The organism is Nonomuraea sp. NPDC004580 (assembly GCF_040609855.1).
Classification (GTDB): Bacteria; Actinomycetota; Actinomycetes; order Streptosporangiales; family Streptosporangiaceae; genus Nonomuraea; species Nonomuraea salmonea.
Map to the genome: position 1 here is coordinate 304,998 of NZ_JBEXLH010000003.1, position 25,588 is coordinate 330,585.

Annotated in this window: 23 protein-coding genes and 1 other RNA gene; 19 read left to right on the forward strand and 5 right to left on the reverse strand. The window is 68.3% G+C overall.

The window, feature by feature from the left end; translation table 11 throughout:
• The first annotated feature begins 1 nt into the window (after position 1).
• The 3 genes from ABZW11_RS06680 (at position 2) to rnpB (ending at position 2,581) form a co-directional block, all read left to right on the forward strand.
• Positions 2-742: a C4-type zinc ribbon domain-containing protein gene (locus ABZW11_RS06680; RefSeq protein ID WP_355413377.1), complete on the forward strand. Its 741-nt coding sequence runs from the start codon at positions 2-4 to the stop codon at positions 740-742.
• Complete coding sequence (locus tag ABZW11_RS06685; RefSeq protein WP_355413379.1) at positions 739-2,049, forward strand: bifunctional RNase H/acid phosphatase; 1,311 nt, start codon at positions 739-741, stop codon at positions 2,047-2,049. The genes ABZW11_RS06680 and ABZW11_RS06685 overlap by 4 nt, the downstream gene beginning before the upstream one ends.
• A 141-nt stretch (positions 2,050-2,190) precedes the next feature.
• Positions 2,191-2,581, forward strand: an RNA gene (rnpB, locus tag ABZW11_RS06690) — RNase P RNA component class A.
• A 29-nt stretch (positions 2,582-2,610) separates the two neighbouring features.
• Here rnpB and ABZW11_RS06695 read toward each other — a convergent pair.
• Positions 2,611-3,768 carry a tyrosine-type recombinase/integrase gene (locus tag ABZW11_RS06695; protein ID WP_355413381.1) on the reverse strand — a complete coding sequence of 386 codons (1,158 nt, stop codon included), beginning with the start codon at positions 3,766-3,768 and terminating at the stop codon, positions 2,611-2,613.
• Complete coding sequence (locus ABZW11_RS06700) at positions 3,755-4,465, reverse strand: helix-turn-helix transcriptional regulator (protein ID WP_355413383.1); 711 nt, start codon at positions 4,463-4,465, stop codon at positions 3,755-3,757. The genes ABZW11_RS06695 and ABZW11_RS06700 overlap by 14 nt, the downstream gene beginning before the upstream one ends.
• 99 nt (positions 4,466-4,564) lie before the next feature.
• Here ABZW11_RS06700 and ABZW11_RS06705 point away from each other — a divergent pair, with 99 nt between their 5' ends.
• From ABZW11_RS06705 to ABZW11_RS06725, 5 genes are all read left to right on the forward strand, one after another.
• The gene (locus ABZW11_RS06705) at positions 4,565-4,747 is read left to right on the forward strand and encodes a helix-turn-helix domain-containing protein (RefSeq protein ID WP_355413385.1); all 183 of its coding nucleotides are present in this window, start codon (positions 4,565-4,567) and stop codon (positions 4,745-4,747) included.
• Positions 4,747-5,769: a bifunctional DNA primase/polymerase gene (locus ABZW11_RS06710; protein ID WP_355413387.1), complete on the forward strand. Its 1,023-nt coding sequence runs from the start codon at positions 4,747-4,749 to the stop codon at positions 5,767-5,769. The genes ABZW11_RS06705 and ABZW11_RS06710 overlap by 1 nt, the downstream gene beginning before the upstream one ends.
• Complete coding sequence (locus ABZW11_RS06715; protein ID WP_355413389.1) at positions 5,766-7,097, forward strand: hypothetical protein; 1,332 nt, start codon at positions 5,766-5,768, stop codon at positions 7,095-7,097. Before ABZW11_RS06710 ends, ABZW11_RS06715 begins: the two co-directional genes overlap by 4 nt.
• A gap of 298 nt (positions 7,098-7,395) precedes the next feature.
• The gene (locus ABZW11_RS06720; protein WP_355413391.1) at positions 7,396-7,602 is read left to right on the forward strand and encodes a helix-turn-helix domain-containing protein; all 207 of its coding nucleotides are present in this window, start codon (positions 7,396-7,398) and stop codon (positions 7,600-7,602) included.
• Between the two features lie 211 nt (positions 7,603-7,813).
• The gene (locus ABZW11_RS06725) at positions 7,814-8,377 is read left to right on the forward strand and encodes a hypothetical protein (protein WP_355413393.1); all 564 of its coding nucleotides are present in this window, start codon (positions 7,814-7,816) and stop codon (positions 8,375-8,377) included.
• 56 nt (positions 8,378-8,433) lie between these two features.
• On the opposite strand, the gene ABZW11_RS06730 is transcribed toward ABZW11_RS06725, so the two are convergent.
• A complete protein-coding gene (locus tag ABZW11_RS06730; protein WP_355413395.1) occupies positions 8,434-8,571 on the reverse strand; it encodes a hypothetical protein in 138 nt (45 codons plus the stop codon).
• A 478-nt stretch (positions 8,572-9,049) separates the two neighbouring features.
• Here ABZW11_RS06730 and ABZW11_RS06735 point away from each other — a divergent pair, with 478 nt between their 5' ends.
• From ABZW11_RS06735 to ABZW11_RS06750, 4 genes are all read left to right on the forward strand, one after another.
• A complete protein-coding gene (locus ABZW11_RS06735) occupies positions 9,050-10,105 on the forward strand; it encodes a tyrosine-type recombinase/integrase (RefSeq protein ID WP_355413397.1) in 1,056 nt (351 codons plus the stop codon).
• A 470-nt stretch (positions 10,106-10,575) separates the two neighbouring features.
• The gene (locus ABZW11_RS06740; RefSeq protein ID WP_355413399.1) at positions 10,576-12,150 is read left to right on the forward strand and encodes an N-6 DNA methylase; all 1,575 of its coding nucleotides are present in this window, start codon (positions 10,576-10,578) and stop codon (positions 12,148-12,150) included.
• Entirely contained in the window at positions 12,143-13,354 is a 1,212-nt protein-coding gene (locus tag ABZW11_RS06745) for a restriction endonuclease subunit S (RefSeq protein ID WP_355413401.1), read from the forward strand. The genes ABZW11_RS06740 and ABZW11_RS06745 overlap by 8 nt, the downstream gene beginning before the upstream one ends.
• A gap of 3 nt (positions 13,355-13,357) precedes the next feature.
• Entirely contained in the window at positions 13,358-16,429 is a 3,072-nt protein-coding gene (locus ABZW11_RS06750) for an HsdR family type I site-specific deoxyribonuclease (RefSeq protein WP_355413403.1), read from the forward strand.
• A gap of 294 nt (positions 16,430-16,723) precedes the next feature.
• Here the strand turns inward: ABZW11_RS06750 and ribD are convergent, their stop codons facing one another.
• Positions 16,724-17,635 (reverse strand): bifunctional diaminohydroxyphosphoribosylaminopyrimidine deaminase/5-amino-6-(5-phosphoribosylamino)uracil reductase RibD, encoded by a 912-nt coding sequence (gene ribD, locus ABZW11_RS06755; protein ID WP_355413405.1) that lies wholly within the window; start codon positions 17,633-17,635, stop codon positions 16,724-16,726.
• The gene (locus ABZW11_RS06760) at positions 17,635-18,843 is read right to left on the reverse strand and encodes a hypothetical protein (RefSeq protein WP_355413407.1); all 1,209 of its coding nucleotides are present in this window, start codon (positions 18,841-18,843) and stop codon (positions 17,635-17,637) included. The genes ribD and ABZW11_RS06760 overlap by 1 nt, the downstream gene beginning before the upstream one ends.
• 213 nt (positions 18,844-19,056) lie before the next feature.
• Here ABZW11_RS06760 and ABZW11_RS06765 point away from each other — a divergent pair, with 213 nt between their 5' ends.
• The 7 genes from ABZW11_RS06765 (at position 19,057) to ABZW11_RS06795 (ending at position 25,581) form a co-directional block, all read left to right on the forward strand.
• Entirely contained in the window at positions 19,057-19,983 is a 927-nt protein-coding gene (locus ABZW11_RS06765; protein ID WP_355413409.1) for a thymidylate synthase, read from the forward strand.
• Complete coding sequence (locus ABZW11_RS06770) at positions 19,950-21,695, forward strand: carbamoyltransferase C-terminal domain-containing protein (RefSeq protein ID WP_355413411.1); 1,746 nt, start codon at positions 19,950-19,952, stop codon at positions 21,693-21,695. Before ABZW11_RS06765 ends, ABZW11_RS06770 begins: the two co-directional genes overlap by 34 nt.
• Complete coding sequence (locus ABZW11_RS06775; protein ID WP_355413413.1) at positions 21,680-22,747, forward strand: hypothetical protein; 1,068 nt, start codon at positions 21,680-21,682, stop codon at positions 22,745-22,747. The genes ABZW11_RS06770 and ABZW11_RS06775 overlap by 16 nt, the downstream gene beginning before the upstream one ends.
• A gap of 63 nt (positions 22,748-22,810) precedes the next feature.
• Positions 22,811-23,323: a topology modulation protein gene (locus ABZW11_RS06780; RefSeq protein ID WP_355413415.1), complete on the forward strand. Its 513-nt coding sequence runs from the start codon at positions 22,811-22,813 to the stop codon at positions 23,321-23,323.
• Between the two features lie 34 nt (positions 23,324-23,357).
• Complete coding sequence (locus ABZW11_RS06785; protein WP_355413417.1) at positions 23,358-24,197, forward strand: class I SAM-dependent methyltransferase; 840 nt, start codon at positions 23,358-23,360, stop codon at positions 24,195-24,197.
• On the forward strand, positions 24,194-24,937 hold the full coding sequence (locus ABZW11_RS06790) for a phosphotransferase (protein WP_355413419.1): 744 nt from the start codon (positions 24,194-24,196) through the stop codon (positions 24,935-24,937). Before ABZW11_RS06785 ends, ABZW11_RS06790 begins: the two co-directional genes overlap by 4 nt.
• Positions 24,934-25,581: a histidine phosphatase family protein gene (locus tag ABZW11_RS06795; protein ID WP_355413421.1), complete on the forward strand. Its 648-nt coding sequence runs from the start codon at positions 24,934-24,936 to the stop codon at positions 25,579-25,581. Before ABZW11_RS06790 ends, ABZW11_RS06795 begins: the two co-directional genes overlap by 4 nt.
• The last annotated feature ends 7 nt before the right edge of the window (positions 25,582-25,588 follow it).

Here is a 25,588-nt window from a genome sequence, read left to right on the forward strand (position 1 = left end):
CATGAAAGCAGCCCCTGAGGCACAGAAGCGACTGCTCGACCTGGCTGAGCTCGACTCCGTGCTTGATCGGCTGGCCCACCGCCGCCGCACCCTGCCCGAGCTGGCCGAGATCGACGAGCGCTCCAAGCTCTACGCCAAGCTCGTCACCCAGGTCATCGAGGCCGAGACCGAGGCGGGCGACCTGGCGCGCGAGCAGACCAAGGCCGAGAACGACGTCGACGCCGTACGCACCCGCGCCGACCGTGACCAGAAGCGCCTCGACTCCGGAGCCGTCACCTCGCCGCGCGACCTCGCGAGCCTGCAGTCCGAGATCGCCTCGCTGCACAAGCGGCAGGGCGACCTCGAGGAGGTCGTGCTGGAGATCATGGAACGCCGCGAGGCCGCCGACACCAAGGTGACCGACCTGATCACCCAGCGCGACGAGGTGCGCGCCGCGCTGTCGGCCGCCGAGGACCGCCGCGACGCCGCGCTCGCCGAGATCGAGAAGGACGCGGCCGAGGTCCAGGGCCGCCGCGGGGGCGTCGCCGGCGACATCCCCGCCGACCTGCTCAAGCTCTACGGAAAGCTCAGGGAGCAGTACGGCGTCGGCGCCGCCATGCTGCACGGCGGCCGGTGCCAGGGCTGCAAGGTGGCCCTGTCCATCGCCGAGATGAACGCCATCAAGGCCGCCCCCCGCGACGAGGTCGTCCGGTGCGAGGAGTGCCGCCGCATCCTCGTCCGCACCCCAGAGTCGGGCCTGTGACCACCTACGTCATCGAGGCCGACGGCGGCTCGCGCGGCAACCCGGGCCCGGCCGGCTACGGCGCGGTCGTCAAAGACGCCTCCGACGGCCAGGTGCTGGCGGAGGCGGCGGAGGCGATCGGCGTCACGACGAACAACGTCGCCGAATACCGGGGCCTGATCGCCGGCCTGCGCGCCACGCTCGACCTGGCCGGCGAGGGTGCCCAGGTGGCCGTACGCATGGATTCCAAGCTCGTCATCGAGCAGATGGCGGGCCGCTGGAAGATCAAGAACGAGGGGCTCCGGCCGCTCGCGGCGGAGGCGGGTTCGCTGGTCAGGCGGCTGCGGGTGACGGAGTGGACCTGGATCCCCCGCGAACGCAACAAGCACGCCGACCGCCTGGCCAACGAGGCCATGGACGCCGCCGCCCAGGGCCTGACCTGGACCGCCGGCGGCTCGTCCAAGGAAACCGCCGCGTCGGCCCGGCCGGAGGGGCCGGTCGGGGGCGCTCCGGCGGGCGGTTCGGTCCGGCCGGAGGGCCGCGTCAGAGGTGCCGCGGTCGCCACCGGTCCTGCGGCGCCGTCCGTACCACGACAGACCGACCTCCTCGACGCCGGCGAGCTGTCCGCACCCACGGCCTCCGTCGCCACGGCCCAGCAGACCGCCCAGCGCACGGGGGAGCGCACCGGCACCGGCTGGGCCCCGCCCACCCGCATCGCCACCTCGCTCCTCCTCCTGCGCCACGGCGAGACCGAGCTGTCCGTCCAGCGCCGCTTCTCGGGGCTCGGCGACGCGGAGCTGACGGCCAACGGCCTGGCCCAGGCGTCGGCGGCGGCCTCGCGGCTGGCGCGGGAGCCGTACCGGCTGGACGTCATCGTCACCTCGCCCCTGACGCGCGCCCGCCAGACCGCGGAAGCGGTCGCCCAGCAGACCGGCCTCGACGTGGAGGTCTGCGACGACCTCAGAGAGGCCGACTTCGGCGCGTGGGAGGGCCACACGTTCACGGAGGTGCAGCGCCGCTGGCCCGACGAGCTCGCCGCCTGGCTCTCCGACCCGGCCGTCGCCCCGCCGGGCGGCGAGAGCTTCGCCGAAGCCTCCCGCCGCGTGCAGGCGGCCAGGGAGCACCTGACCGAACGGTACGAGGGCCGCACGGTGCTGGCGGTCTCCCACGTCACGCCCATCAAGCTGCTCCTCCAGGACGCCCTGACGGCCCCCCTCCAGGCGCTCTACCGCATGCACCTCGACCTGGCGTGCCTGTCGCTGATCGAGTACTACGCCGACGGCCCCGCCGTGGTGAAGACCTTCAACGACACCGCCCACCTGCGCTGATCGAGGCCGTGCCGGCACTGGCATGCACCGGCACGGCCCCGGGGGCGCCATCGTCCCCCTCAGGCGATGACCGGCACATTCCACCGATCCGATCTTGTCGATGACTTGGGGATGACCTGAGGTTTGATAACCTCCTCCAGACGAGTCGGCCGGGCGGCCGCGTCGGGCCTCCGGGCCCGCCGAGGAAGGTCCGGGCTCCACAGGGCAGGGTGGTCGGTAACGCCGACCCGGGGTGACCCGCGGGAAAGTGCCACAGAAAGCAGACCGCCTCCCGGCCTCGGCCGGAAGGTGAGGGTGAAAGGGTGGTGTAAGAGACCACCAGCGCCCACGGTGACGTGGGCGGCTAGGTAAACCCCACCCGGAGCAAGGTCAAGAAGGGACGCCTTTCGAGACGTTCCGCGCGCGACGCTCGAGGGCTGCCCGCCCGAGTCGCGCGGGTAGACCGCTTGAGACCGCCGGCAACGGCGGTCCTAGATGGATGGTCGCCCCTTCGCAAGAAGGACAGAACCCGGCCTACAGGCCGACTCGTCACACACACCCCTCTGACCAGGGGGTTGGGGTTCATGCTTCCTTCTTGTTCCGGCTCTGTTCCGCCAGGTCTTTCTCGATCTTAGCGTCGATCGCCCCGCGTCCGAGGTCCTCGTCGTCCGGGAACAGGTGCCCGTAGGTGTCGAACGTCTCGGAGATGGTCGCGTGGCCGAGACGACGCTGGATGCTCTTGGGGTTGAGGTTCGCCGCGATCAGGGTCGAGGCGTAGTAGTGGCGGAGATCGTGGAACCGCGTCCCCTTGGGGAGGCCGGCCTTCTCGACGGCCTCGCGCCAGCAGTCCCCGAACGAGGAGCGCCGGGGGATCTTGCGGATGCGGTTGGTGATGAGCACGCCCTCGGGGCCGGGGGAGTAGCGCTGCATGTGCCCCGTGATCTCGGCTAGGACGCCGTCATCGACGGGCAGGGTCCGCCGCGATGCCTTCGTCTTCAGCTCGACAAGAGTGCCCTTCTGCGCCTGTTGCTCGATGCGGATGCGCCGCTTGAGGAACTCGACCCGGGCCTCGGTGAGACCGAGCGCCTCACCTTCCCGTAAGCCGAGGCCGAACCCGAGCCAGACCGCCAGGCGGTACCTCGGCGTGATGGCGTCGGCGAGCGCCAGCACGGATCGGGTCGGCAGGGGTTCGACGACGCGAGCCTCCACCCGGGGGAGCGGAACCCGCAGGCAGGGATTGGCGGGGACGACGCCGTCGTCCACCGCCGCCTGCATGAGCGCACGCAGGACAGCGAAGACCGTGCCGACCGTGGAGGGCGCGAGGGAGCCCTTCAGGGTGGCGACGAAGCTCTTCATGTCGGTACGAGCGAGCGAGCCGATCCGTCGGTCGCCGAACGCCGAGTAGATGTGGGTGTTGAGGTGCGACCGGTACGTCTCCAGGGAATTGGCGCGCAGGTGGACGAGGGCCGGTAACCAGGTGTCCTCGGCGTACTGGCGCAGCTTGGCCTGCCCACGCTTGGGGTCGATGTAGACGCCCCTGAGCTGGTCGGCCTCCATGGTGGTGGCGTGCTTCTCGGCGTCGCTCTTCTTGGCGAACGCCTTGGTCTGGTCCTTGCCGTCCGGGCCGATCCAGACTGCCAGCCAGCGCTTGCCGTTGCCGTGACGGCTGGTGGGCTCCCTCCTCTTCTCTCCATCGGGGCCGATGACGGTCTTGGTCCAGAGATCTCTAACGCGGGCCATCGCTTCCTTTCTGCTGGTCGAAGTAGTCGCGTAGTTCGGCCATGAGCTGCCGGGTGATGTGGCCGCGGAGGGTTCGGACCTTGGTCGGCTGGCTCAGGTCCGCGCCGGATTCGAGCAGTCGGCGCTCCCGCTCCTGCGCCATGCTGCCCGTGAACTCACCCCAGAGGTCCCGGTAGGCGAGGAGCAGGTTGCCGGTGCCCACGCCCAATTCCTCGGCCAGTGCCTGGAACTCCTCGTACGACTCGGCGCCGGCTTCGCCGCCGCGCTGGAGTTGGGCCTTCCGTTTGTCCTCCGTGAGCCACTCCTTCACGCCCTCGGTTACCCGCTCGTGCCCACGCACGTTGAACCAGGCGAGGCCGGGTTCGGCCAGAAGCTGCTGTAGGCGTGACGTAGAAATCTTCCGGTCGAAGCTGGTGACCTGCATCAGGTCACCGTCGGGCAGGAGGTCCAGCAATGTCACCGGCTCGTCGAGGGCCAAGGTGAGCACGCGCGGCAGCGCGAGCAACTCCTCGACGGTGAGATCCCTGCGGCCGGTCTCGATGCGGGACACCGCCGAGGCATCCCACTTCACCCCGAACGCGCGGGCCGCTTCCGCGACATCCCGCAGGACCTTCCCTCTCGACTCCCTGAGCCGGCGGACGTTGAGCCCGACAAGCTGCGCGACAGTTGGCGGTCCCTCTTCTTGGCTGTCATTCACGCGGCCGAGACTACGTTGCTTGTGGCTGATTTGCAACGAGCACCAGTCGCGATCTATGGTTGCCCGTGGCATCACCGCCACAAGCAACTGGAGGCAGTTATGGGCGACGAGGTGTTGACCCCACAGGAACTGGCCGCGCGCGAGAAGGTTCCGCTGGCCACCGTCTACGCGTGGAACTCACGGGGAGACGGCCCGCGCTACTACAAGGCGGGAAAGTACGTCCGATATCGGCTCTCGGACGTCGTGGCTTGGGAAGACAGCCGGTTCGCGGAGTCGGCGTGATGCGCTCGACCACGCAGCTTGAGAAGAGCGGGGCGGGCCCGCTCGCAACGGACCCGCCCAGAAGCTCAGCACCCACCAATGGCACGAGCCCTAACAGGCTACATGCAGGCTCGCCGCAGACCACGGGCAACCAACTTCGGTATGCCCTGGCCGCCGCCAAGCGCGGCTGGCACATCTTCCCGCTGACACCCGGTGGCAAGCGCCCGCTCAAGGGCTTCACGAACTGGGAGCGGGAGGCCACGACCGATCCCGAGCTGATCCGCCGATGCTGGTCGCGAGCGCCGTACAACATCGGCATCGCCTGCGGCCCGTCAGGACTGGTCGTGGTGGACCTCGACACGCCCAAGACGGATGTACGGCCGCCCGCGCCCTGGGATCAGCCTGGGGTCAACGAGGGCGCGGACGTGCTGGCGCTGGCCTGCATGGAAGCAGGGCAGCCTCTGCCGTTCGACACGTTCACTGTCCTCACCCGACGCGGAGGCACGCACCTGTACTTCACCGCGCCTGCCGACCTGTCCCTCGGTAACACCGCCGGGCGGCTCGGCTGGCTGATCGACACCCGGGCACAGGGCGGTTACGTCGTCGGGCCGGGCAGTTTCGTGGATCTTCCGGACGGAGTCGGCTCGTACGAGGTCATCAACGATGAACCGGTCGCGAAGTTGCCTCGCTGGCTCGGCGAACGGCTGACCACGGCCACTGGCGAGTCGAAGCCGGACCACCTCTCGGCGCGCCGGATCTTGGCCGCGCTCGATGGGCGTGCCGCGGGCTATGCGACGGCTGCGCTGCGCGAGGAGATCCAGAACGTGCTGGACGCCGTCCCGGGCACGCGTAACCACGCCGTGAACTCTGCGGCCTTCGCCCTGGGCCAGCTCGTGGCGACGGGGCTGCTGCCGCCTCGGCTGGTGGAGGAGACGCTGCACGCCGCCGCGCACACAATCGGTCTGCCGCTCCGTGAGGCAGCTTCCACCATCCGCTCCGGCCTGGAAGCCGGAGCCCGCCAGCCACGCCGGAGGGACGTATGACACGGCGACGCGACGCTACCAGCCTGCTGGGGGAGCACGACGCCGAGGCCCGAGTCGAGGCGTTCCACCAAGAGCGGGCCGAGGGGGCGAACGGCGCACTCGCGACGCCGCCGCCTGTTGCCGACGGCGCCATGTTCTACGGCCTGCTCGGCGAGTTGGTGGCCGCCGCCGATCCGAGCACCGAGGCCGACCCGGTGGGCGTGCTCGCCTCGGCGCTGGCTGCGTGCGGTGCTCTCATCGGCACCAACCCGTTCGCCCAGGTGGGCAACACCCGCCACCCGTTGCTGATCTGGCCGCTGCTGTTCGGCCGGACGGGCTCGGGCCGCAAGGGGCAGGCTACCGACACGGCCGAGATCTTCATGCACGAGACCGGGATGGGTTACGGGGACATCTGCGTCACGGGCTTGTCCTCGGGCGAAGGGCTGATCGACCGTATTCGTGACCCGGACTCGCAGGAGGACCCGGGTGGAACGATGGACAAGCGGCTGGTGGTCGTCGAGCCGGAGTTCGCCACGGTGATGGCCCGTGCCAAGCGCGAGGGGTCTTCGCTCGGAACCGTCCTGCGGCAGGCGTGGGACGGCCGCACCCTCGCCGTACTCACGCGGGCGGCGTACCGGGCGACCAACCCGCATGTGGCCATCGTCGGCCACATCACCCCGAAGGAATTCCGGCTGCGGCTGGCCGAGAGCGACATGGCCGGAGGCTCCTACAATCGCTTCCTGCCCGTCTACGTCGAACGGTCCAAGCGCCTTCCCATCCCGGACGGGGTGAACCCCGACACGCTGGCAGAGATCGCAGGGAAGCTCCACAAGGGCATCCTTGCAGCCGGCAAGGTCCGTCGTATCGCCTTCGACCAGGGCGCCCAAGCCCTCTGGGCTGACAGGCTGTACGACGAGTTCACGGCGGCCGACGACGAGGACTTCGCCTGGACCGAGTTCACCCGCCGCTCGGCACCGTACTGCCTGCGCATCGCTGGGTTGTACGCGGCTTTGGAAGGGCGAGACCGGATGAGCGCCGACCACTTGACCGCGGCTGCCGCCCTGATCCGGTACTCCATCGCCTCGGCGGTGTTCGTCCTCGACAAGAGCATGCGAGATCCCAAGCTCGACCGCCTCCGTCGTCACCTCGACCAGGCTGGCGACACTGGACTAACGCGGTCGGAAATCTCGGCGCTGTTCTCCCGCAATGTCCCCAAGCATGCCCTGGACGAGATGCTCACCGCGTTGATCGCCAGCGGTGAGTACGTCCAGGCGAGTACATCGACCGGAGGACGCCCGGCGGTTCGGTACCGACGTGTCGGGGCGTCGGTACCTACGCCTGACGAATAAAGAAGAAACAACCCCTTCGTGGTCCGCCACCCAGGGTGTGACCTGTGCAGCGGCGCATGAGTCCGGGGCCCTTTCTTCGTCTCCTACGAAGGAAGGGCCAAACGCGGCAAGCGGGATTCCCGGGACGACGCTGAAGACCCGATGCACGTCGGCACCCCGCCGGGCCTTGTCACCTCGGCCGTCCCTCACCACGCGGCGGCTTCTTTCTTCTTCTTTCGTAATCCTTGGCGGATGGACGCAGGCCGACGAAAGCTGACCTCCGGCGACGCAAGCCGACGAAACTGCTAGGCATTCGGCCGTGAACAACACGCAACTCTTCCGGCGCCCCACGATGACCGTTGCCGAGGCCGCTGCGTTCCTGGGCCTTCACCGTGACGCCGCCTACGACGCGGTACGTCGTGGCGACCTCCCGTCCCTACGCATCGGTCGGAAGATCCTAATCCCCACGGCCAAGCTCGCCGCGATGCTCGGCCTCTCCAACGCCCCAGAGGAGGTCGCAAAGTGACCAACAGGCAGGACGACGCCACCATGACGGCGGCCGAGAGTGCCGTGGCCGTTGTCCCGGCTGAATGGGGCGTGGCCAGCCCCGGCCAGAGGGACGCCGGTGTTGCCATTCGTGTCGTTCGACGGGGCATCGCCCGAGACGCGAGCACCGCCCAGGGAGGTGTCGAGCAAGCCCGGCGTCGGCTGGCCGCTCGAATCGAAGGGGATTGGTGATGGGACGTCCAACCAAGCTCACCCTCGAACTCCAGGACCAACTCTGCCGGCACCTGGAAGCCGGTCACTTCTTGAGCGCAGCCGCGGCGCTATGCGGGGTCGGTGACTCCACAGTCCGTCGATGGATGGCCCAGGGGGAGGAGGACGATGCTCCTGCGGAGTTTCGAGCGTTTCGGGAGGCGGTTACGCGTGCGCGCGCGAGGGCTGCCGACGTCCTTGTGGCCGCCGCGTTCGCGGATGCGGTGGGCGGCGTGCTTGTGCGTGAAGCGGAGCGGCCGGACGGCACGCGCGAGCGGGCCTGGAGCCAGCCGAATGGGCGCATTGCCCTGGACCTGCTCGCGCGGATGTTCCCCGACGAATGGCGGCCGGTGAAGGCTGTCGAGGTATCTGGTCCGCAGGGAGGGCCGGTGTCTCTCTCCCCGAATCAGGGTGTCATCGAGAACATCATCAGCAGGATCGCCGCGGCCAAGGCTCGAAGACAGGAGCAGAGCCTCCTCGACCTCAAGGGGACGGAGAGCGTTGGCGGTTGCGTATCCGCTGCCCAACTGCGGCAGGCTACGTGAGGGCCCGCGCAGGATGAAGGCGGCCGCCTGGGTAGCGGCCGCCTTCCCTGTTCCAGCTAGAGGGCGGCGCCGATCATGAGTTGGACCGGGGTGCCGGTGAGCAGCAGAACGACCACGATCACAATCACCGCGACGACGCCAATGCTCCACCTACCCGGGATGGAGAGCGGCAGAGACATCTGGATCTTGAGCATGCAGGCTCCTTCGATTGTTGGAGCCGAGCCCGAACGATGAGAATCTCCTGGATCTCGTTACACTGGCAGTGTTGTGTTGGTACGAGTTCGAGGTTTCGGGCCCGGCTAGTACCTTACGAGCCCGATCCCCGCTGCAACGGGGGTCGGGCTCTCTTGCTGTGACCATGGTAGATCGTGGGGCCGGAGTCTTCGGCGGCCTCAAGCCCCCGGGCCTCGGTGGCGGACGGTCGAATCGCGATAGATCCCTTATTCATGAGCATTTCGGAGATTGTAACAATCTAGTAACGCGCCCTTCGTGGCTATAGGAAACCGCTTGCCGTGTCGGATTCGCCGCATTTCACGGGCTTGACAAGATCATCTGGTCGCGGCTGGGGCGGCTCGCAGGTGGCGCGTGTGCGGTTCAATCGCCTGTCCTGGGTCGCGATAACATGCCTTATCGCGATCCAGAAACTTGATCACCTGAAGACGGGAGACGCCGGTGACGGAGCTGGCACGGCTGGATGACGACCCGACCGCCTCGCTGCCGACTCCAGCGGGCGCGGCCGACAGGGAGCTGACCGAGGCGGCGCGGGCGCGGGTAGCCGGAGGGTTCGCCGCCAACACTAGCCGGGCCTACCAGCGGGACTGGGAGAGCTTCACCGCCTGGTGCGCCGCTCTCGGCCGCAGCCCACTGCCCGCCACCCCCGAGACGGTCACCGAGTACGTCACCCACCTGGCCGCCACCCCCACCCGCAAGGGCACCCTGCCGGCACCCTCCACCATCGAGCGGGCGCTGGCCTGCATCCAGTCCCGGCACAAGAAGGCCGGGCTCCGACTCAACGCCGAGTTCGCCCGCCTCGCCCTGCGTGACTACCGCAAGGAGCGTGCCACGGCCGGGCAGCGTACCCGCAAGGCCCCGCCCGCCGAGCTGACCGTGCTGCGCGCCTTGATCGACACCACCGACCCGGCCACCCTCGGCGGCCTGCGCGACCGCGTGGTGTTGGTACTCGGCTTCGCCCTCATGGGCCGCCGCTCCGAGCTGGCGGCGCTCGACCTCGCCGACCTGACGTTCACCGCCGATGGGCTGGAGGTGGCGATCCGCCGGTCCAAGACCGATCAGGACGCGATCGGCGAGATCGTTCCCCTGCCGTACGGTTCGCACCCGGCGACCTGCCCCGTGCGGGTCGTGCAGGCGTGGCTGGCCATGCTGGAGGAGCGCGGCGTGGCTGAGGGGCCGCTGCTGCGTGCCATCGACCGGCACGGGCGGCTGTCCGGCACGCCGGGGGCGACCATGCGCGGCACCGGCCGGATGTCTGGGGACGGACTCAACAAGATCGTGCGACGCGCGGCGGAGCGGGCCGGGCTCAAGGACGCGGACACCTTCACCGCTCACTCACTGCGCGCCGGTGGGGCGACAGCCGCGGCCAAGGCGGGGGCCTCGGTGTCGGCCATCGCTCGGCACGGCCGCTGGTCGGAGAAGTCGCCGGTGGTGCACGGCTACATCCGGACGGCCGACAGATGGCGAGACAACCCCATGCGCGGGGTGGGACTCTGAGACGTTCAGCGCCGCGGATTCCCGAACACGCTACCTGCACCTCTCGACCGATCAGCGAAGGGCTTGCCGGGAGTTTTGCGAGGCATTTACGCGCACACGCGCGAGGCGTACAGAGCGCGGATTCGACACGCTCGTCCACGCCGGTGGGCCGGGTGTATCGGGACTTTTGGGAGCCACTTACGCGCACGCGCGCGAGACCGACAACTGGCCGATTGTGATCTGCAACGCACGCTGACCGGAAGCGGGAACAAGATCATCCAGCCGAGGCGTCTGGCCTCGGCTGGATGCGTCGTTAGTTGGGCTGTTTGCCGAATTCCGGAGCCCTGGGGAGGGTTATCGTAAGTGGATCGCCCGCGCAGGGAGTACGACGCCCCGCCTGTCCATGGCGGGCACGCCCGGAAGCTGGGTACCAGCAAGAACTCCACGGCCTTCGGGTCGCCACCTTTGACGAGCAAGGACACCCCCAACTGATGGCAGTGACCCAGCAGGAGATCGAGAACCGCTTGTGGGATGCCGCCGACGAGCTGCGCGTGGCGATGCCCGAAGCGCAGTACGCCTCCGTCATCTTTCCTCTGATGTTCTGGAAGTACCTGTCGGACACCTGGGAGCACCAGCACGAGCAGTTCCTGGCCGAGAACAAGGGCCTGGACGACCTGTCCGCCGAGGAAGCTCACGAGATCGAGTACCGCGACTACCAGTCGTTCGAGATCCCGTTCATCCACCCTGGCACCGTCCACCAGCGTCGCGCCTCCTGGACGTCCATCCTCGCCACCATCACCCAGCCTGGCCTCGGCCAGCGCGTCCGCGCTTCCCTGCAAGCCATCGAGACGGCCAACCCTGACAAGTTCTCCCGTCTGTTCGGGTCCATGACCTGGACCTCCGAAGAGGTGCTGCCGGGGGAGGTGCTGGCGGCGGTCATGCAGACGATGGACCGCACCCCGAAGATGCACGAGGGCAACATGTCCCACGACGTCCTCGGTGGGGCGTACGAGTACCTGCTGAAGCGGTTCTCCGACGGGTCGGGTACCCGAGCCGGCCAGTTCTTCACCTCCCGCGAGGTCGTCGAGCTGATTGTCGAGGTCTTGGACCCCAAGGGCCACGAGTCGGTGTACGACCCGACCTGCGGATCGGGCGGCATGCTCATCGCCTCCGCGAACCTCCTGAAGGCCCGCGGCGGGCGCGGCTACACACTCAAGCTGTACGGGCAGGAGGCCGTACCGGACACAGCGGGCGTGGCTCGCATGAACCTCTTCATGCACAACCTCACCCAGTTCAAGATCGAGGTCGGCGACACGCTGAAGGACCCGCGTTTCAAGAAGCCGGACGGGTCCGTCGCGCAGTTCGACGTGATCGTCGCCAACCCGCCCTACAGCCTCAAGTGGAAGCCCTGGAGCAATGACCCGCGCGCCCTCGGCGGAGTCGCCCCGCAGTCAACGGCGGACTGGGCGTTCGTACAGCACATGATCGCCAGCATGAGTCCGAGGAAGGGACGCGCCGGCGTCGTCCTGCCCCACGGCGTGCTCTTCCGAGGCGGCCAAGAGGCAGCCATCCGCCAGCGCGTCCTGGACGATGACCTGCTCGAAGCAGTCATCGGTCTGCCTGCCAACCTCTTCTACAACACCACCATCCCCACGGCGATCCTGGTGTTCCGCGCACCCCGCACCAAGGACCCGGAGCGGCAGGGCGGCGTGCTGTTCATCGACGCCTCCAAGCGGTTCACCAAGGCCAAAAACCGCAACATCCTCTCCGACGCCGACATCGCCGACATCGTGACCGCCTACCACTCCAAGATGGACGCCGACGGCAACCCAGTGGACCCCGACGGAGAAGGCGGACTCGCGGTGCGGTTCGTCCCCACCGCGGAGATTGCGTCGAACGGGTACGACCTGAACATCGGGCGGTACATCAAGCAGGCCGCCGCCGAGCAGGAAGACCTCGGCACCCTCATCGAGGCCTACAACATCGCTCGTGCTGAACGCCAGAAGACCGAGCAGCGCATGCTCGCCGTCCTCTCCGCCGCAGGGATCGAGGGCTTTGATGAGTGAGCCGTGGATTGAGACTCGGCTCGGGGAAATCGCCGACACACTTCTCGGCAAGACGCTCCCAAAGGGCAGTGGCAAGGATGCGGACGGGTACCCGTACCTTCGGAACGTGAACGTCCAGTGGCACCGCATCACCACCACTGGCCTCAACACGATGTCGTTCAACGAGGCAGAACGGGACAAGTACCGACTCTGCGCCGGCGACATCCTGCTCTGCGAGGGCGGCGAAGTTGGACGGCTTGCACTGGTCCGCGATGATTTGGACGGGATTTACTTCCAGAACGCGCTGCACCGTGTCCGTCTCCGCGTTGGAGCCGCAGCACTTCCCGAGTTCATCGCCCTGGGGCTGGAGAACGTAGTCAGCGGAGGCCATCTCGACACGCTTGTCACGAAGACAACCATCGCTCACATCAACCAGGCGAAGCTGCGGTCCCTTCCTGTCACGCTGCCGCCGCTGTCCACCCAGCAACGGATTGTCAAGGTCATCGGGGCGGTCGACGACCAGATCACCGCACTTGACGCTGAGGCAAGAGCGCTGGCCGCCGTTCTGCGTCGCCGACGAGCCGACCTCATCACCGACGATTCAGGTGTAGCCGTGAGGGCCGAGAACGCCTTCGACTTCTCCACCGGCGTCCGCCGGACACCCGACAGGGCGACCGGCCCGTACATGACGCCCTACCTCCGTTCTGCGAACGTCGGCTACGGGACGCTCGACCTGTCCGACGTGCTGGAGATGAACTACGACCCAGTGGAGCGCGAGAAGTTCGGCCTCCGCTACGGCGACGTTGTGGTGTCTGAGGGCAGCGCCAGCGCGAATGCTGTCGGAATGCCCGCCATGTGGCGAGACGAGCTGCCGGGGCCTGTCTGCACCCAGATGACCCTGCTCCGTCTTCGGGCGCTGGAAGGGGTCTGCATTCCCGAGTTCGTCTTCCACTGGAGCATGTGGGCCTACGAATCCCGGGCCTTCCTCGACATCGCGGGGGGCACCAACATCAAGCACATCAGCGCCAAGCGGGCGAAGGGCATGATCGTGCGTCTGCCGTCGCTCGACCGCCAACGCGAGATGGTGGCCGAGCTCGACGCGATGGAGTCTGTGGTGAAGGCGACCCGCGCGGAGGCCGCCCGTCTCCGTGACGTTCGAGCGGGGCTGCTGGCGGGGCTGCTGGACCGCACCGTTGAGATTGAGTCGGCCAAGCTGGAGGTCTGAGCCGTGGCGAAGGGCATTCGGGAGCGCGAGTTCCAGAACCTGATGATCCAGTGGTCCCTCCCCATGGGCTGGACCTTCACCGCAGGCAGAGCGCTGCCCCGGGAGACGACACAGACGGTGATGGCCGGCCTGTTGCGGGACGCCATCGTCCAGTTCAACCCCGGAGTGATCGACGGGTTCGACGTGGACGTGGTGGTCGAGGAGATCACCGCCACAGTCAATGCCGTCGAGGGCGGGCTGGTGCGGGCCAACGAGCAGGTGTTGCGCCTGCTGCGCGGGCACAAGGAGTTCCGAGATGCCGACGGGGCGTGGCACGCCCTGAAGGTCATCGACTTCGAGCACCCGACCGCCAACACGCTGGTCGTGTCGGACGAGGTGACCATCACCGTCCCCGGCAAGACCTCCCGCCGGTTCGACCTCGTGTACTGGGTCAACGGCCTGCCCCTGGTCGTGGTCGAGGTGAAGTCGCCGACCGCGAATTCCGGATGGGCGGACGCCGCCCGCGAGATCAATGACGTGTACGCCACCGAGTACCCGTGGTTCTTCACCCCCAACGTCTTCGCCGTCGCCTCCGACGGGCTGAAGCTGCGCTTCGGTGCCGCAGGTGCCCCCACGAACCTGTGGCAGCCGTTCCGGTCCACTGCCGACAACGAGAACCTGTCCGGGCAGGCCGACGTGCAGCGCTCCGTCGAACTACTGCTCAACCCAGCCACAGTCCTGGACATGCTGGCCAACTTCGCCTTGTTCGACACCTCCGGGGGTGGGGTGGACACGAAGTACCTGCCCCGCTACCCGCAGATGGAGGCCGCCCACCTCATCCACAAGCGAGTCCTGGCCGGGGGCCGGAAAGGTCTGATCTGGCACCACCAAGGCAGCGGGAAGACGCTGCTGATGGTGTTCGCCGCCTCGCTACTGCTGGCCGACACCCGCACCGAATCGCCCACGATCATCCTGCTCTCGGACCGGACCCAACTCGTCCGCCAGACCTCCGGCGTGTTCACCTCCGCCATGGGGAGCGCCTACTTCCACCAGCCCGCCACCAGCCAGGAATTGCGTGCCCTGCTGGCCGACGACGTGCGCGGCGTCATCTCCACGACCGTCCACAAGTTCGCCGACGCCGGCAAGAACCTGTCGACCCGGGACAACATCATCGTGCTGGTGGACGAGGCACACCGCACCCAGTCCGCCCGGTCGGCGTCCCTGGCCGGGCAGATGCGCGCAGCGCTGCCGCGCGCGAAGTTCTTCGGCATGACCGGCACCCCCGTCAGGAACCTCTCCACCGACACCTTCTCCCTCTTCGGCGAAGAGACCGACCCGGGCAGGGTGCTGCACCGATACTCCGTGTCCCGGTCTCTGCTGGACGGGGCCACCGTTCCGGTCCTGCTGGACCCGCACCCGGTCGCCTTCGATTTAGACGACCAGGCGTTGCAGGCTGAATTCGACCAGTTCGCCGACGACTTCGACCTCGACGACCCCGACCGCGAACTCCTGTCCCGCAAGTTCGGGCGCCTCACCTCGGTGTTCGCCAACCCCGACCGCATCCACGCGGTCTGCCAGGACATCGTGGACCACTACCTGGCCGGCGCCTACCGCAACGACCTGAAGGCCCAGGTCGTCGCCTACAACCGTGAGCTGGCCGTGGCCTACACGGACAAGATCAACGAGCTGCTGGCAGGCTTCGAGGCGTCACAGGTGCTCGCCGAGGTCGGCAAGCATGGCCGGATCACCGCCGAGGTCAACATCTCCGTCTCGGACGCCAAGGGCGAAGATCCCGCCATGCGCCCGTTCCGGCTATCGGAGGCCGAGGAAGAGGAGCAGAAGCGGCGGTTCCTCACCCCGGACGACCCGCTGTGCTTTCTGGTGGTGACCGCGAAGCTGATGACCGGGTTCGACGCCCCCAACGAGGGCGTCCTCTACCTGGACAAGCCGCTGAAGGCCCACACCCTCTTCCAGACGATCACCCGCCCGAACCGTACCTGGGTGTCCCCCACCGGGTTCGTCAAGACCTCCGGCGTGATCGTGGACTACATCGGGCTGGCCGAAGAGGTGCAGCGGGCCGTCGTCGATCCCACCTCGCCGGGCACCGGTAAGGGCGGCGGGTTCGTCACCGACCTGTCCGAGCTCGTCGATGAGTTCCGCACCACCTTCGCCCGCATCGAAGACCTTCTCGTGGACGTGGACGGCCTGGACCTCGCGGTCCACACGTACGAGTCCGTACGGGCCATCAACGCCTTCCTGGACGCCAACCCTGGCGCCGCTGAGGTGTTCAGCAAGGACTACCGGCTCCTGGCCCGCCTGTATCCGCTCATCAGCACCGACAAGCGGGTAGCCAAGTACCGCGACGGTCTCGGGCTGTTCGGGTCCGTGTACACGACCCTGTTCAAGAAGTCCTCCGACGAGGAGAGGAAAGAGCGGCTGAGCGAGCTGGGACCGATGGTCCTGGAGATCATCAACGCCCACGTCCACTCCTTCTCCGTGGTCGCCACCCGAGAGGAAGCCCTTGTCCTGGACGCGCAGGGCATCGCCATCCTCAAGGAACTGATGGCCCTTGTCCGGCCCAAGCCCGGCAAGGACGGCGAGGACAAGAGGCCGCCGTCCGCAGCGGAGATCTTGGACCACATCAAGGCCGCCCTCGACAAGGGCGTCGAACCGGGGTCCGCGAAGTACACCGCCCTCGCCGAGCGGATCAAGCTGCTGCGGGACCGGATCATCCAGAACTCACAGGACGCCCTGGAGTTCCTGTCCGAGGCGCTCCGGATCGCTCGCGCCATCGTGAACGCCGGAAAGCACCCCGACGAAGCCGTCGTGCTGGACGACGACCACGTGGGTGTCCTGTCGCGGATCATCCACGACCACGCACCTCCCGGCCTCACCATCACGGAAAGAAACCTGGCCGAGGAGATCGACCAAGTGGTCACCCGCACCCTCGCCCAGTCATGGGACAACGCCGACGCCCGCAACCGAGGCGTCCGTCGCGCCACCGCCGCGGTCTTCCGCAAGTACCTGCTGAAGCCGGTGGGAGAGCCATATGACTCCACCGTCGCCTACATCGAAGCCCACTACCTAGTCGACTAACGAACGAAGGCCCGGCAACCTGTGGCGGCTGTCGGGCCTCGCCGCGCTGCTCGGGCCATGATCATGGCGCTGGCGCAATCGATCTTCCGATCGCTTCTGATCGGATGGCCCCAGCGCTTCCCGCCCCCGGCGTCTCGGTCTCCGCCATCACGCGGCATGGCCGCTGGCCGGGACAAATCTCCCGTCGTTCACGGGCACATCCGGGCGGCCGATCAGTAGCGTGACATCCGATGCGCGGCGTGGGGCTCTGAGACCGTTCAGGGCGGCCGTGGACGCCTGTGCGGGCTTCCTTGGTCAGGGAAGGTGATCTTGCCTCTCTCCGTCGTTTCTGGAAGCGCTCACCTTGACGTAGCGGGCTACGCGGGCGACGCCAGTGATATGGAAGCCATCCGGCATCAGATCTGGGTCGCTGCTCCATGGGCGGGCGGACGATCCCGGGTCGGGTAGGTAGGCGACGATGTGATCCACGAGATCGGCGGCCAGGAAAGGGGCGGCACGGTCCAGTCCGCCGTCGAGGAGGAGGCGCCGAACTCCGCCCGCGTGAAGTGTCTTCAGCAGTTCGTGCTGTCCGAGCCGGAGGGGGTTGCTCGGGAGGCGGATCATGCCGGGGCCGTGGCTCTGCGGGGTCGCTTCCTCAAGGCGGCCATCGGCACTCAGAACGACGTCGGCGGCAAGCAGCGACTCGTGCGAGGACGGGATGCGCTTGAGCGCGCTCATCCGGCCCTCGGCGGTCTCGGTGTAGAGCCAGGTGACCACGGGTCGGCCGAGTGCCAGGGCGGTGCTCCACTGGCCGAGTACGAGCATCGCCTCCTCGGCGAGCACGTCGGTCTCCACGCTCACGCCCGCCTTGCGCAGTTCGGCCACCCCGCCTTCACCGCGGGAGGTGGGGTCGATGACGGCGATGACCACGCGGACGATCCCGGCGTCGATGAGGAGCTGGCGGCAGGCCGGCGCGCGGCCCACGTGGTTGCAGGGTTCCAGGGTGACCACGGCTGTTCCGCCCTTCGCCGCTGCTCCGGCGGCCAGCAGAGCGTTCCCCTCGGCATGGGCTTCGCCCTTGCGGGCGTGGTAGCCCTCGCCGACAGGTTGGCCGGCGGCGTCCAGGATCACGCAACCGACCGGCGGGTTGGGGCTGGTGGAGGCGAGACCGTGGGCCGACAGCGCGATGGCGCGCCGCATGGCCTGAAGTTCGAGGTTGGAGGCCATCAGCAGGCCACCGCCTCGGCCAGGGCCAGCCGGAAGGCAGCCACGGCGGGGAGGCGCCGATGGGCGGCCAGCGAGCGTTCGACTGACGTCAGCACGTTGATGATTCTCACCGAGCCTGCGGCGCGGGCGATATTGAGCGCCTCGGCGGCCGTCGTGGCCGCCTGTTCGGGGTCTCCCTGTCCGGCGTAGGCAGAGGCCAATCCCGCCAGGGCCACGCCGCGGTCCCGGCGGTACACCGATGGCAGTGTAGGCAGCGCGTGCTCGAAGGTGGCGACCGCACGTTGTGGCTTCCTCAGCTCCAGCCAGCAGCGGGCACGTTGTACCTCGACGTAGGCGGGCGTGCAGAACGACCCGTGTCCGCTTCGGGCGTCGCCATCGTCATTGGCCGGCAACGCGAGTTCGTGGGCCTCGTCCAGTAGCCGGTGGCAGACCCGTTCCTCGCCGTCGAGGGCGTGGCCTTGGGCCTGCTGCTGCACGATCGCCGCGCGCATCGGCGCCGGCAGGTGACCGGACTGCCGGAGCGCGGAGGCGGCCAGGCCGAGGACATCACCGGCCCGGCGTCTACCCATGGCCTGCTGACTGCCGCGGAACATGGTCCACGCGATCATCTCGTCGTCGCCGATCTCATAAGCCCACATGGACGCGCGGTCGGTCCAGCGCTCGGCCTGCTCGACGTCTCCGGCGTCCTCGTACAGCCACGCCGCCGACTCGGCGTAGCGGGCCGCGAGGTTGAGGACCTGGACGCGATCGTGTCCACGAGCAGGCACCAGCAGATCCTCCAGGACGGTGATCTGCTCGCAGACGGCCGGAACGGTATGGCGAGGGCCGAGCAAGTTGTCGCGTTGGACGAGTAGATGCCACTGCTCGCGCAAGTGGTCGAGGACGTCGCCGTACTGCTCTTTGCCAGGTGTCGAGACCGGTGCACGACGCCGGAGCGACGTGGCCGACTTCGGGGCTTCGCCTCCGAACAGCTCGGCCTCAGTCAGGTCGAGGGCCTTGCAGAGCAGCACCCGGTAGAGGGCGTTGGGCTGGTAGGCGCCCTTTTCCCAGAAGCGGATGTTCCGGCACAAGCTCGCGGTCTTGGGCAGCGGCAAGTCATCCCCGGCGGCCTGGCGCATCAGCCGGGCAAGGCCCTTGAGGCTGAGCAACCGCTCCAGCCTGGCCTGGCGGAGCCTTCTCGCCCACTCGGGCAGCGCTTGATCGTCCATCCGTATGCACCTCGCCGCAGAGAGGGAGGGAAGGGGGCGGAAAGCCTTCCTCGTGCTTCCCCTAGTCTCCCCTGCCGCCCGGGTGTCCCACCAGGCTGTGATGGTTCTGTGCCTGTCCGGCACCGGAGTCCGGTTCCGGGCAGACCACGTCATCCGTGGACAGAACGATCGCCCGACGCCTGCCGGCCGAGGCAGGCCAGGAAGGTGACACCAGTGACGACCATTACCGGCAGCACGCTCAACGAGCTGTTCACCAGCGCGGTGCGGCTGACCATCGACGGCGACAAGGTCAGCCCCCGCGGCATGGACACCCGCGAGCTGCTGGACGTGCGCCTACTGCTCGAAGATCCTCGCGCGCGGCTCCTGCACGCTCCGCCTGGTCGCGTGCTGAACACCGCGTTCGCCGTCGCCGAGACCGTCTGGATCCTGTCGGGATCCGACGCGCCGTGGATCTATGAGTTCAACGGCCAGCTCCGACAGTACGCCGAGGACGACGGCATCCTGCGCGGCGCCTACGGCCCGCGCATGCGCTGCTGGGACGGCTCGGTCGATCAGCTCGCCCTGGCGCTGTCCACGCTTCAGGGTGACCCGGATTCGAGACGGGCCGTCATTCAGCTCTACGACCCGGCCCGTGACGCCGGCGGGCATCGGGATGTGCCCTGTACCTTGGGCTACCGTTTCCACCTTCGTCGTGGTCGCTTGCACATGGCGACCACCATGCGCAGCCAGGACCTGTGGACCGGCCTGCCCTACGACATCTTCGCGGCCACCACCCTGCACGAGCTGATGGCCGGCTGGCTGGGTGCCGAGCTGGGCGAGTACCACCACCACGTGGACTCGCTCCACGTGTACGAACGCGACCTGGACAAGGTGGTCGCCGTCCTCGATACGGCGGTCTCCACGCCCGGCAAGCTGCCCTCCCTGGAGACGCCGTGGGAGGGGTTCGACGCCCTGCTGGCCGATGTCCGGTCCGGCCGGATGGTCGATCATCCCGGCTGGGACATCATGGCCGCCGTGCTGGCCAGCTACCAGCAGTGGAAACGCGGCGACCGTGACGCCGCCGTACGCAGCGCCGAGGGCGTCGGCGGCCTCCTCGGGGAGGGCCTGTGCGCCTGGTACGCCGTTCTGAAGAGCCGGTGATCTCGATGCCTCCCCATGTCGTCCTCGGCTTGTGCTCCTTCACGCACGACTCGGCCGCGGCCCTGCTCGTCGATGGCGAGCTGATCGGATTCGTCGAGGAGGAGCGCCTGTCCGGGGTCAAGCACACCCGCGCCTACCCCGAGCGGGCAGTCTCCTGGCTGTTGTCCGAGGCGGGCATCACCGCAGAGGAGGTGAACGCGGTCGCGTACAACTTCCACGGCCTCCACTACTTGAAGGTGGTTCCCACTGCCCTTGGCCTGGCTTTGGACCCCGCCACTCGTGAATTCGCGGCAAGGCGCGCGGCCAGCTTCACCAAGGTGGGCTTCCGCACTCTTCACCGCGTCCACGGGTTGAGGCGCCGCTTCCCCCATGCTCGTATCCGCCCGCTCCTCCACCACCGCACCCACCAGATGTACGCCTTCGCCGCCTCGGGCTGGGAGAGCGCGGCCGTCCTGGTCGTGGACAGCCTCGGCGAGGCCCAGACCACCACCATCGCGCTCGGACGTCAGCTCCAGCCCGGCCGGCCGGCCTTGCGCTCCCTCTACGAGCTGACCGACCCGGCCTCACTCGGCTACGCCTACGGCGCTGTCACCGAGCACCTGGGCTGGCGCCGGGGCGACGAGGAGGGGACCGTGATGGCGCTGGCCGCGTTGGGCGATCCGGCCCGCTTCCGCGCCCTCTTCTCCGACATGATCCCCGTCACGCCGACCGGATTCTCCCTCAACCCGGCCTACTTCGCGCCCCGGGTGCTGTCGTCGTCCTTCGCCCGGCTGACGCCCCGCTTCGCTGCCGAGACCTGTTCACGCCGCGGCGGGGACGTCCCGATCGGCCAAGTCCATCAGGACTTGGCCGCCGCGCTCCAGGAGCGGACCGAGCAGGTGATGCTGCATCTGGCTGGTCTGGCCAGGACACGTACCGGGATGAAGCGGTTGTGCCTCGGCGGTGGTGTCGCCACCAACTGCGTGTCCGTCGGCAAGATCGTGGAGTCGGGTCTCTTCGCGGAGGTGTTCGTGCCTCCGGCTCCGGGCGACGCGGGTACGGCGATCGGCGCAGCCGCCGCCGTCCACCTGGAGAGCGGGACAAGCCCTCTGGCCGGCGTCGCGGGCACGTGCTACCTCGGCCCCGCCTTTCCCGGCCAGATGCCAGAGGTCACAGGGTTCACGGAGCACCGGATCGACGGCGATGTCGCCGCGTTCTTGGCGGAGCGGCTGGCCGGCGGTCAGATCGTCGGCCTGTTCCGGGGGCGGGTCGAGGCCGGGCCTCGCGCGCTCGGGAACCGGTCGATCCTGGCCTCGCCGCTGATCCCGGACGTGGTCGCGCGGCTGAACGACACGGTGAAGTTCCGCGAGCCCTTTCGCCCGTTCGCGCCCATGGTCACGGCCGAGCACGCCGCCGACTACTTCACCCTCGGCCAGGAGTCGCCGTTCATGTCGATGGCCTCGGGCGTGACCGAGCTGGCCCGGCGGCGGATTCCCGCAGTCGTGCACGCCAACGGCACCGCTCGCGTCCAGACCATCACAAAGGACGGCAACCCCTTCATGCACGCCGTACTGACCGCCTTCGCCGGCCGGACCGGCATCCCCGTCCTGATCAACACCTCGCTCAACGTCAAGGGCAAGCCCATCTGCGGCACACCGGTCATGGCGCTCAAGTGCCTGGCGGGCACCGGCCTGGACGCCCTGCTCATGGAAGGCAGGTGGATCACCCGATGAGGATCGGCTACAGCTTCTGGGGTTTCCTGGGGCCCGGCATCACCGACACCCCGGACGGCGGGCGCAGCCATCGACGTCCCTTCATCGACGCCATCCGCGCCGCTGGCCACGAGGTGGTCTTCCTCCAGCGGAACCGCGATCTCGCCGAGGCCGAGGACCACATCGCCGATCGGTACGCGTTCGATGCCGGCCTGCCTGAGATCGACGTCCTCTTCGCCGAGTGGCGCTGGCCCATACCCGGCCGCAACACGACCGCCTGCGACGTCCCTGGGCACACCTGCGATCTTCATCGCCAGGAGGACCTGCTCGACCACTACACGTACTCTCGCGGCACGCCCACGATCGTCTGGGACAAGGACCGGAAAATCCCGCTGGACCACCCCCTGCGCCGACGCCACGGCGTGGTGGTCTGTGAGGCTGCGCTGCTCCCCTCCCTCGGGTCTCGCCCGCTGCTGTTCCCTCTGGACGACGTCCTCCTAGACGAGGCCGATCCGCCGGTGCTTGCCGCGCAGGCGCGGCCCATTCCTTTGACCTACATCGGCAACCAGTACGACCGGGACCAGGCGTTCGACCACTACTTCGCCCCGGCCGCCGCCCGCCTGCCCCACCAGGTGGCCGGGAAGTGGCCCACCATCGGCCGCTGGCCCAAGGTGACCTTCCTCGGCAGGGTCCCCTTCAGCGAAGTGGGCCGGATGTACGGCGAGAGCCTGGCGACGGTCCTGCTGCTCCCGGAGCGGTACGCGGCAGTGGGCCAGATGACGCAGCGCATCTTCGAGGCGGTTCTGGCCGGGTGCCTGCCCCTGGCGCCGTCCGACATCGCCTGCGTTCGCCGGTTCGTGCCGGAGGAGCTGATCGTCAACGACGGGCATGAGGTGCTCGCCGCGGTGGATCGGCTGCTGTCCATCGCCGGCACCGCCGCGCACGCCGAGCTGATCTCAGCGTGTCTGGCCAAGCTCGACATGTTCCGGCTCAGCCACCAACTCCGGATGGTGGAGGACATCTTGGCCGCCTTCGACGCCCTCCGCCCTCACACTGCCTGGAGGTGTCGATGAACACGGACCCGCATCTCGTCGTTACCGCTCTGACCAGGCCCGTTTCTACTATGGTGGAGCACCATGCAGATGAACCGGGTGGCCGTCGTCGGTTCCGGCGGAAGCGGCAAATCCCACGTGGCCCGCGAACTCGGCCGTCTGCTCGATGCGCCGGTCACGCATCTCGACGCGGTCTACTACGACGACGAGTGGAACCCGCTGCCGCCAGAGAAGTTCGAGGCGGCCCAGCGAGAGCTGGTCGCGGCGCCGCGCTGGGTGATCGATGGCAACTACAACTCCTCGCTGCACGTCCGGCTGGAAGCCTGCGACACCGTGGTGATGATGGACGTGCCCACCTGGGCCGCCCTGTGGGGGATCGTCTCCCGCCAGATCCGGCACGGCGCCGGCCAGCACACCTCCGGCGTCTACAACCGCATCCACTGGGGCGTGATCACCTACGTGGCCACCTACCGGCGGCGCATGCGGCCCAAGGTGCTGGCGAAGATCCACGAACTCGCCGCGGGCAAGCAGGTGGTGTTCCTGACCAGCCGCGCCAAGACACGCCGCTGGCTGGAACAGGTGGCCGCCGGCCGCTGACCCGCCGTGGCGGCGGCGTGGACGGGTGGCGCCCATGACGTCGCCCGAAAACGCCTTCACGCATCCGGCCATCGCATCGCACCTGTACCAGGAGGAGTCACGCCTGGCGGCCCGTACCTCAGCCTTGCACCAGGCGAAGATCCAGGGAAGGGCAGTCGCCGAGGTCATCGCCGACCTGGCCACCGATCACCTGGCCGAGCCCCGGCAGGCGATCGTCGCGGACCTGGGCTGTGGCCGCGGCACCAGTAGCCGAATCCTGGCCGAGCGCCTCCGGCCTCGCCACCTGCTGGCCATCGACACCTCGCAGGCGATGCTCACCGCCGCACGCACCCGGGTCGAGGGCGCTCCGACGAGGGTCACCTGCCTCCGCGCTGACTTCCACCGCCTACCCGTCGGGGACGCCACCTGCGCGGTGGTGGTGGCCGCGTTCTGCCTCTACCACGCCCCCGACCCGCGCCTCGTCATCGCCGAGATCGCCCGCGTTCTCGTCGAGGGCGGGATTGCCATCATGGTCACCAAGTCGGCCGACAGCTATCAGACCCTCGATCTCCTGGTGGCCGCCGCAGGCATAGACGCCGGGGCGACGCGTAGGCCGAGCCTGTACGGGACCGCTCACAGCGGCAACCTGGAGGCGCTCACAGCGCCGATCCTCCCGATCGTGCACGTGGAACACGAGGAACACCGGTTCGCCTTCACGGGGCTGGACCATGTCGCTGCCTACCTTGCCACCACGCCCAAGTACGAGCTGCCGTCCGTTATGGCCACCGACCCAGACGCGATCGCCACGGCACTGCGCTCCCGCGTGATCGACGCCCCGGTCGTAGCCGCCTCCACCGTCACTTACCTGATCGCCAAGCGGGGTGACGCATCATGACCTTCAGCAAGCCGTACGCCACCCGGGAAGCCCTCGAAAAGACCATCGCCCACCACGCATGGCTCAACGAACATGCAGGCCCACTCCGGCTCCCCGCCATCAGGACCGTTCGCGCGGACGGCATCGACTTCGCCTCGATCGAAGGCCGCCACGCCCGGTTCACCGACGCCCCGGCCGTGGCCACCGCCCTCGGCCGTGCCCACGCCGCCGCATGGAAGGGCGATCTGCACCGTGCGCTCCTCACCACCGCACACCCTATGGCCGATGGTCGTGAGCTGCCCGACTTCGTCTCGCCACGCATCGCAGCTCTGCGCAGACACCGCGCCGCCGGGTTGGTCAACGCCCATCAGATGACCGCCGCCCAATCACTCCTCGCCGCCAGCCCGGCCACCCCGGTCGCCTTCTACAAGGACACCAACCTGCGCAATGTCCTCATCACCGCTGATGGGCCCGTCATGGTGGATCTCGACGACCTCACCCTGGCGCCGTTCGGCTACGACCTCGCCAAGCTGCTGGTCACCTTGGCCATGACGTACGGGCCGCTCCCACCCGAGACCTTCACGACGTCCCTGGCCTGCTACAACCAGCCGCTCATCGACGCGGGCCTACCCCCCGTCCCCATCGGCCGGTTCCTCGGTCACGCCGAGCTGCATCACCTGCTCACCCTGCCCTATCTCGGCAAGAGCGGTTACCGGCATCCGTGGCCGACCGTCCGCCCCCGACCAGAGGACCTGACGTGATCTCCACCGAACTCATCTTCACCCGCCACGGCGAGGCGCAATGCAACGTGGACGGCGTCGTCGGCGGTCCCGGTACCTGCACCGGACTGACCGACCTCGGCCGACGGCAGATGACCTTGACCGCTGCCCGCCTCCTCATCCAACATGACGCCGAACCGTTCACCCACGTGTACGCCGGACCTCGCCTGCGGCTCCGCGAAAGCGGTCGTATCCTGGCCGACGCTCTCGACCTGCCGCTGCTCATCAGCAACGCCCTGGACGGCCCCGTCCACGGCGAGGCCGACGGCAAGCCTTGGCACGAGGTCAAGACCGCCTTCCGCGGCGGCCCGCACGCTCATCCCGATGAACCCTGGGCACTGGGTTCCGACACCTGGAACGGCTACCTCAAGCTCGCCGGCGCGGTCCTCGCCGACCTCATCCGCCACCACGAAGGCGACCGCGTCCTGTTCGTAGCACACGGCGAAACCGTGCTCGCCGCGCACACCCTCCTGCTCGACCTCCGTCCCGGCCTGATGACCAGCTTCACCCTCGACCACGCCTCGATCACCCACTGGCAACTGCACCGCAACCGGTTCGGCGACGAGCGGTGGATGCTGCTGCGCCACAACGACACCGCCCACCTGACCACGCCGGCCATCTCGTGAGCGGCAC

What these genes read in the sequence shown, in the direction of transcription:
- ribD (WP_355413405.1), bottom strand. Translation starts at nt 17,635, where the DNA reads ATGGCCTCCAACCTCGAACTTCAGGCCATGCGGCGCGCCATCGCGCTG.
- ABZW11_RS06680 (WP_355413377.1), top strand. Translation starts at nt 2, where the DNA reads ATGAAAGCAGCCCCTGAGGCACAGAAGCGACTGCTCGACCTGGCTGAG.
- ABZW11_RS06730 (WP_355413395.1), bottom strand. Translation starts at nt 8,571, where the DNA reads ATGCTCAAGATCCAGATGTCTCTGCCGCTCTCCATCCCGGGTAGGTGG.
- ABZW11_RS06760 (WP_355413407.1), bottom strand. Translation starts at nt 18,843, where the DNA reads ATGGACGATCAAGCGCTGCCCGAGTGGGCGAGAAGGCTCCGCCAGGCC.
- ABZW11_RS06790 (WP_355413419.1), top strand. Translation starts at nt 24,194, where the DNA reads ATGACCTTCAGCAAGCCGTACGCCACCCGGGAAGCCCTCGAAAAGACC.
- ABZW11_RS06740 (WP_355413399.1), top strand. Translation starts at nt 10,576, where the DNA reads ATGGCAGTGACCCAGCAGGAGATCGAGAACCGCTTGTGGGATGCCGCC.
- ABZW11_RS06695 (WP_355413381.1), bottom strand. Translation starts at nt 3,768, where the DNA reads ATGGCCCGCGTTAGAGATCTCTGGACCAAGACCGTCATCGGCCCCGAT.
- ABZW11_RS06780 (WP_355413415.1), top strand. Translation starts at nt 22,811, where the DNA reads ATGCAGATGAACCGGGTGGCCGTCGTCGGTTCCGGCGGAAGCGGCAAA.
- ABZW11_RS06710 (WP_355413387.1), top strand. Translation starts at nt 4,747, where the DNA reads ATGCGCTCGACCACGCAGCTTGAGAAGAGCGGGGCGGGCCCGCTCGCA.
- ABZW11_RS06705 (WP_355413385.1), top strand. Translation starts at nt 4,565, where the DNA reads ATGGGCGACGAGGTGTTGACCCCACAGGAACTGGCCGCGCGCGAGAAG.
- ABZW11_RS06725 (WP_355413393.1), top strand. Translation starts at nt 7,814, where the DNA reads ATGGGACGTCCAACCAAGCTCACCCTCGAACTCCAGGACCAACTCTGC.
- ABZW11_RS06715 (WP_355413389.1), top strand. Translation starts at nt 5,766, where the DNA reads ATGACACGGCGACGCGACGCTACCAGCCTGCTGGGGGAGCACGACGCC.
- ABZW11_RS06745 (WP_355413401.1), top strand. Translation starts at nt 12,143, where the DNA reads ATGAGTGAGCCGTGGATTGAGACTCGGCTCGGGGAAATCGCCGACACA.
- ABZW11_RS06785 (WP_355413417.1), top strand. Translation starts at nt 23,358, where the DNA reads ATGACGTCGCCCGAAAACGCCTTCACGCATCCGGCCATCGCATCGCAC.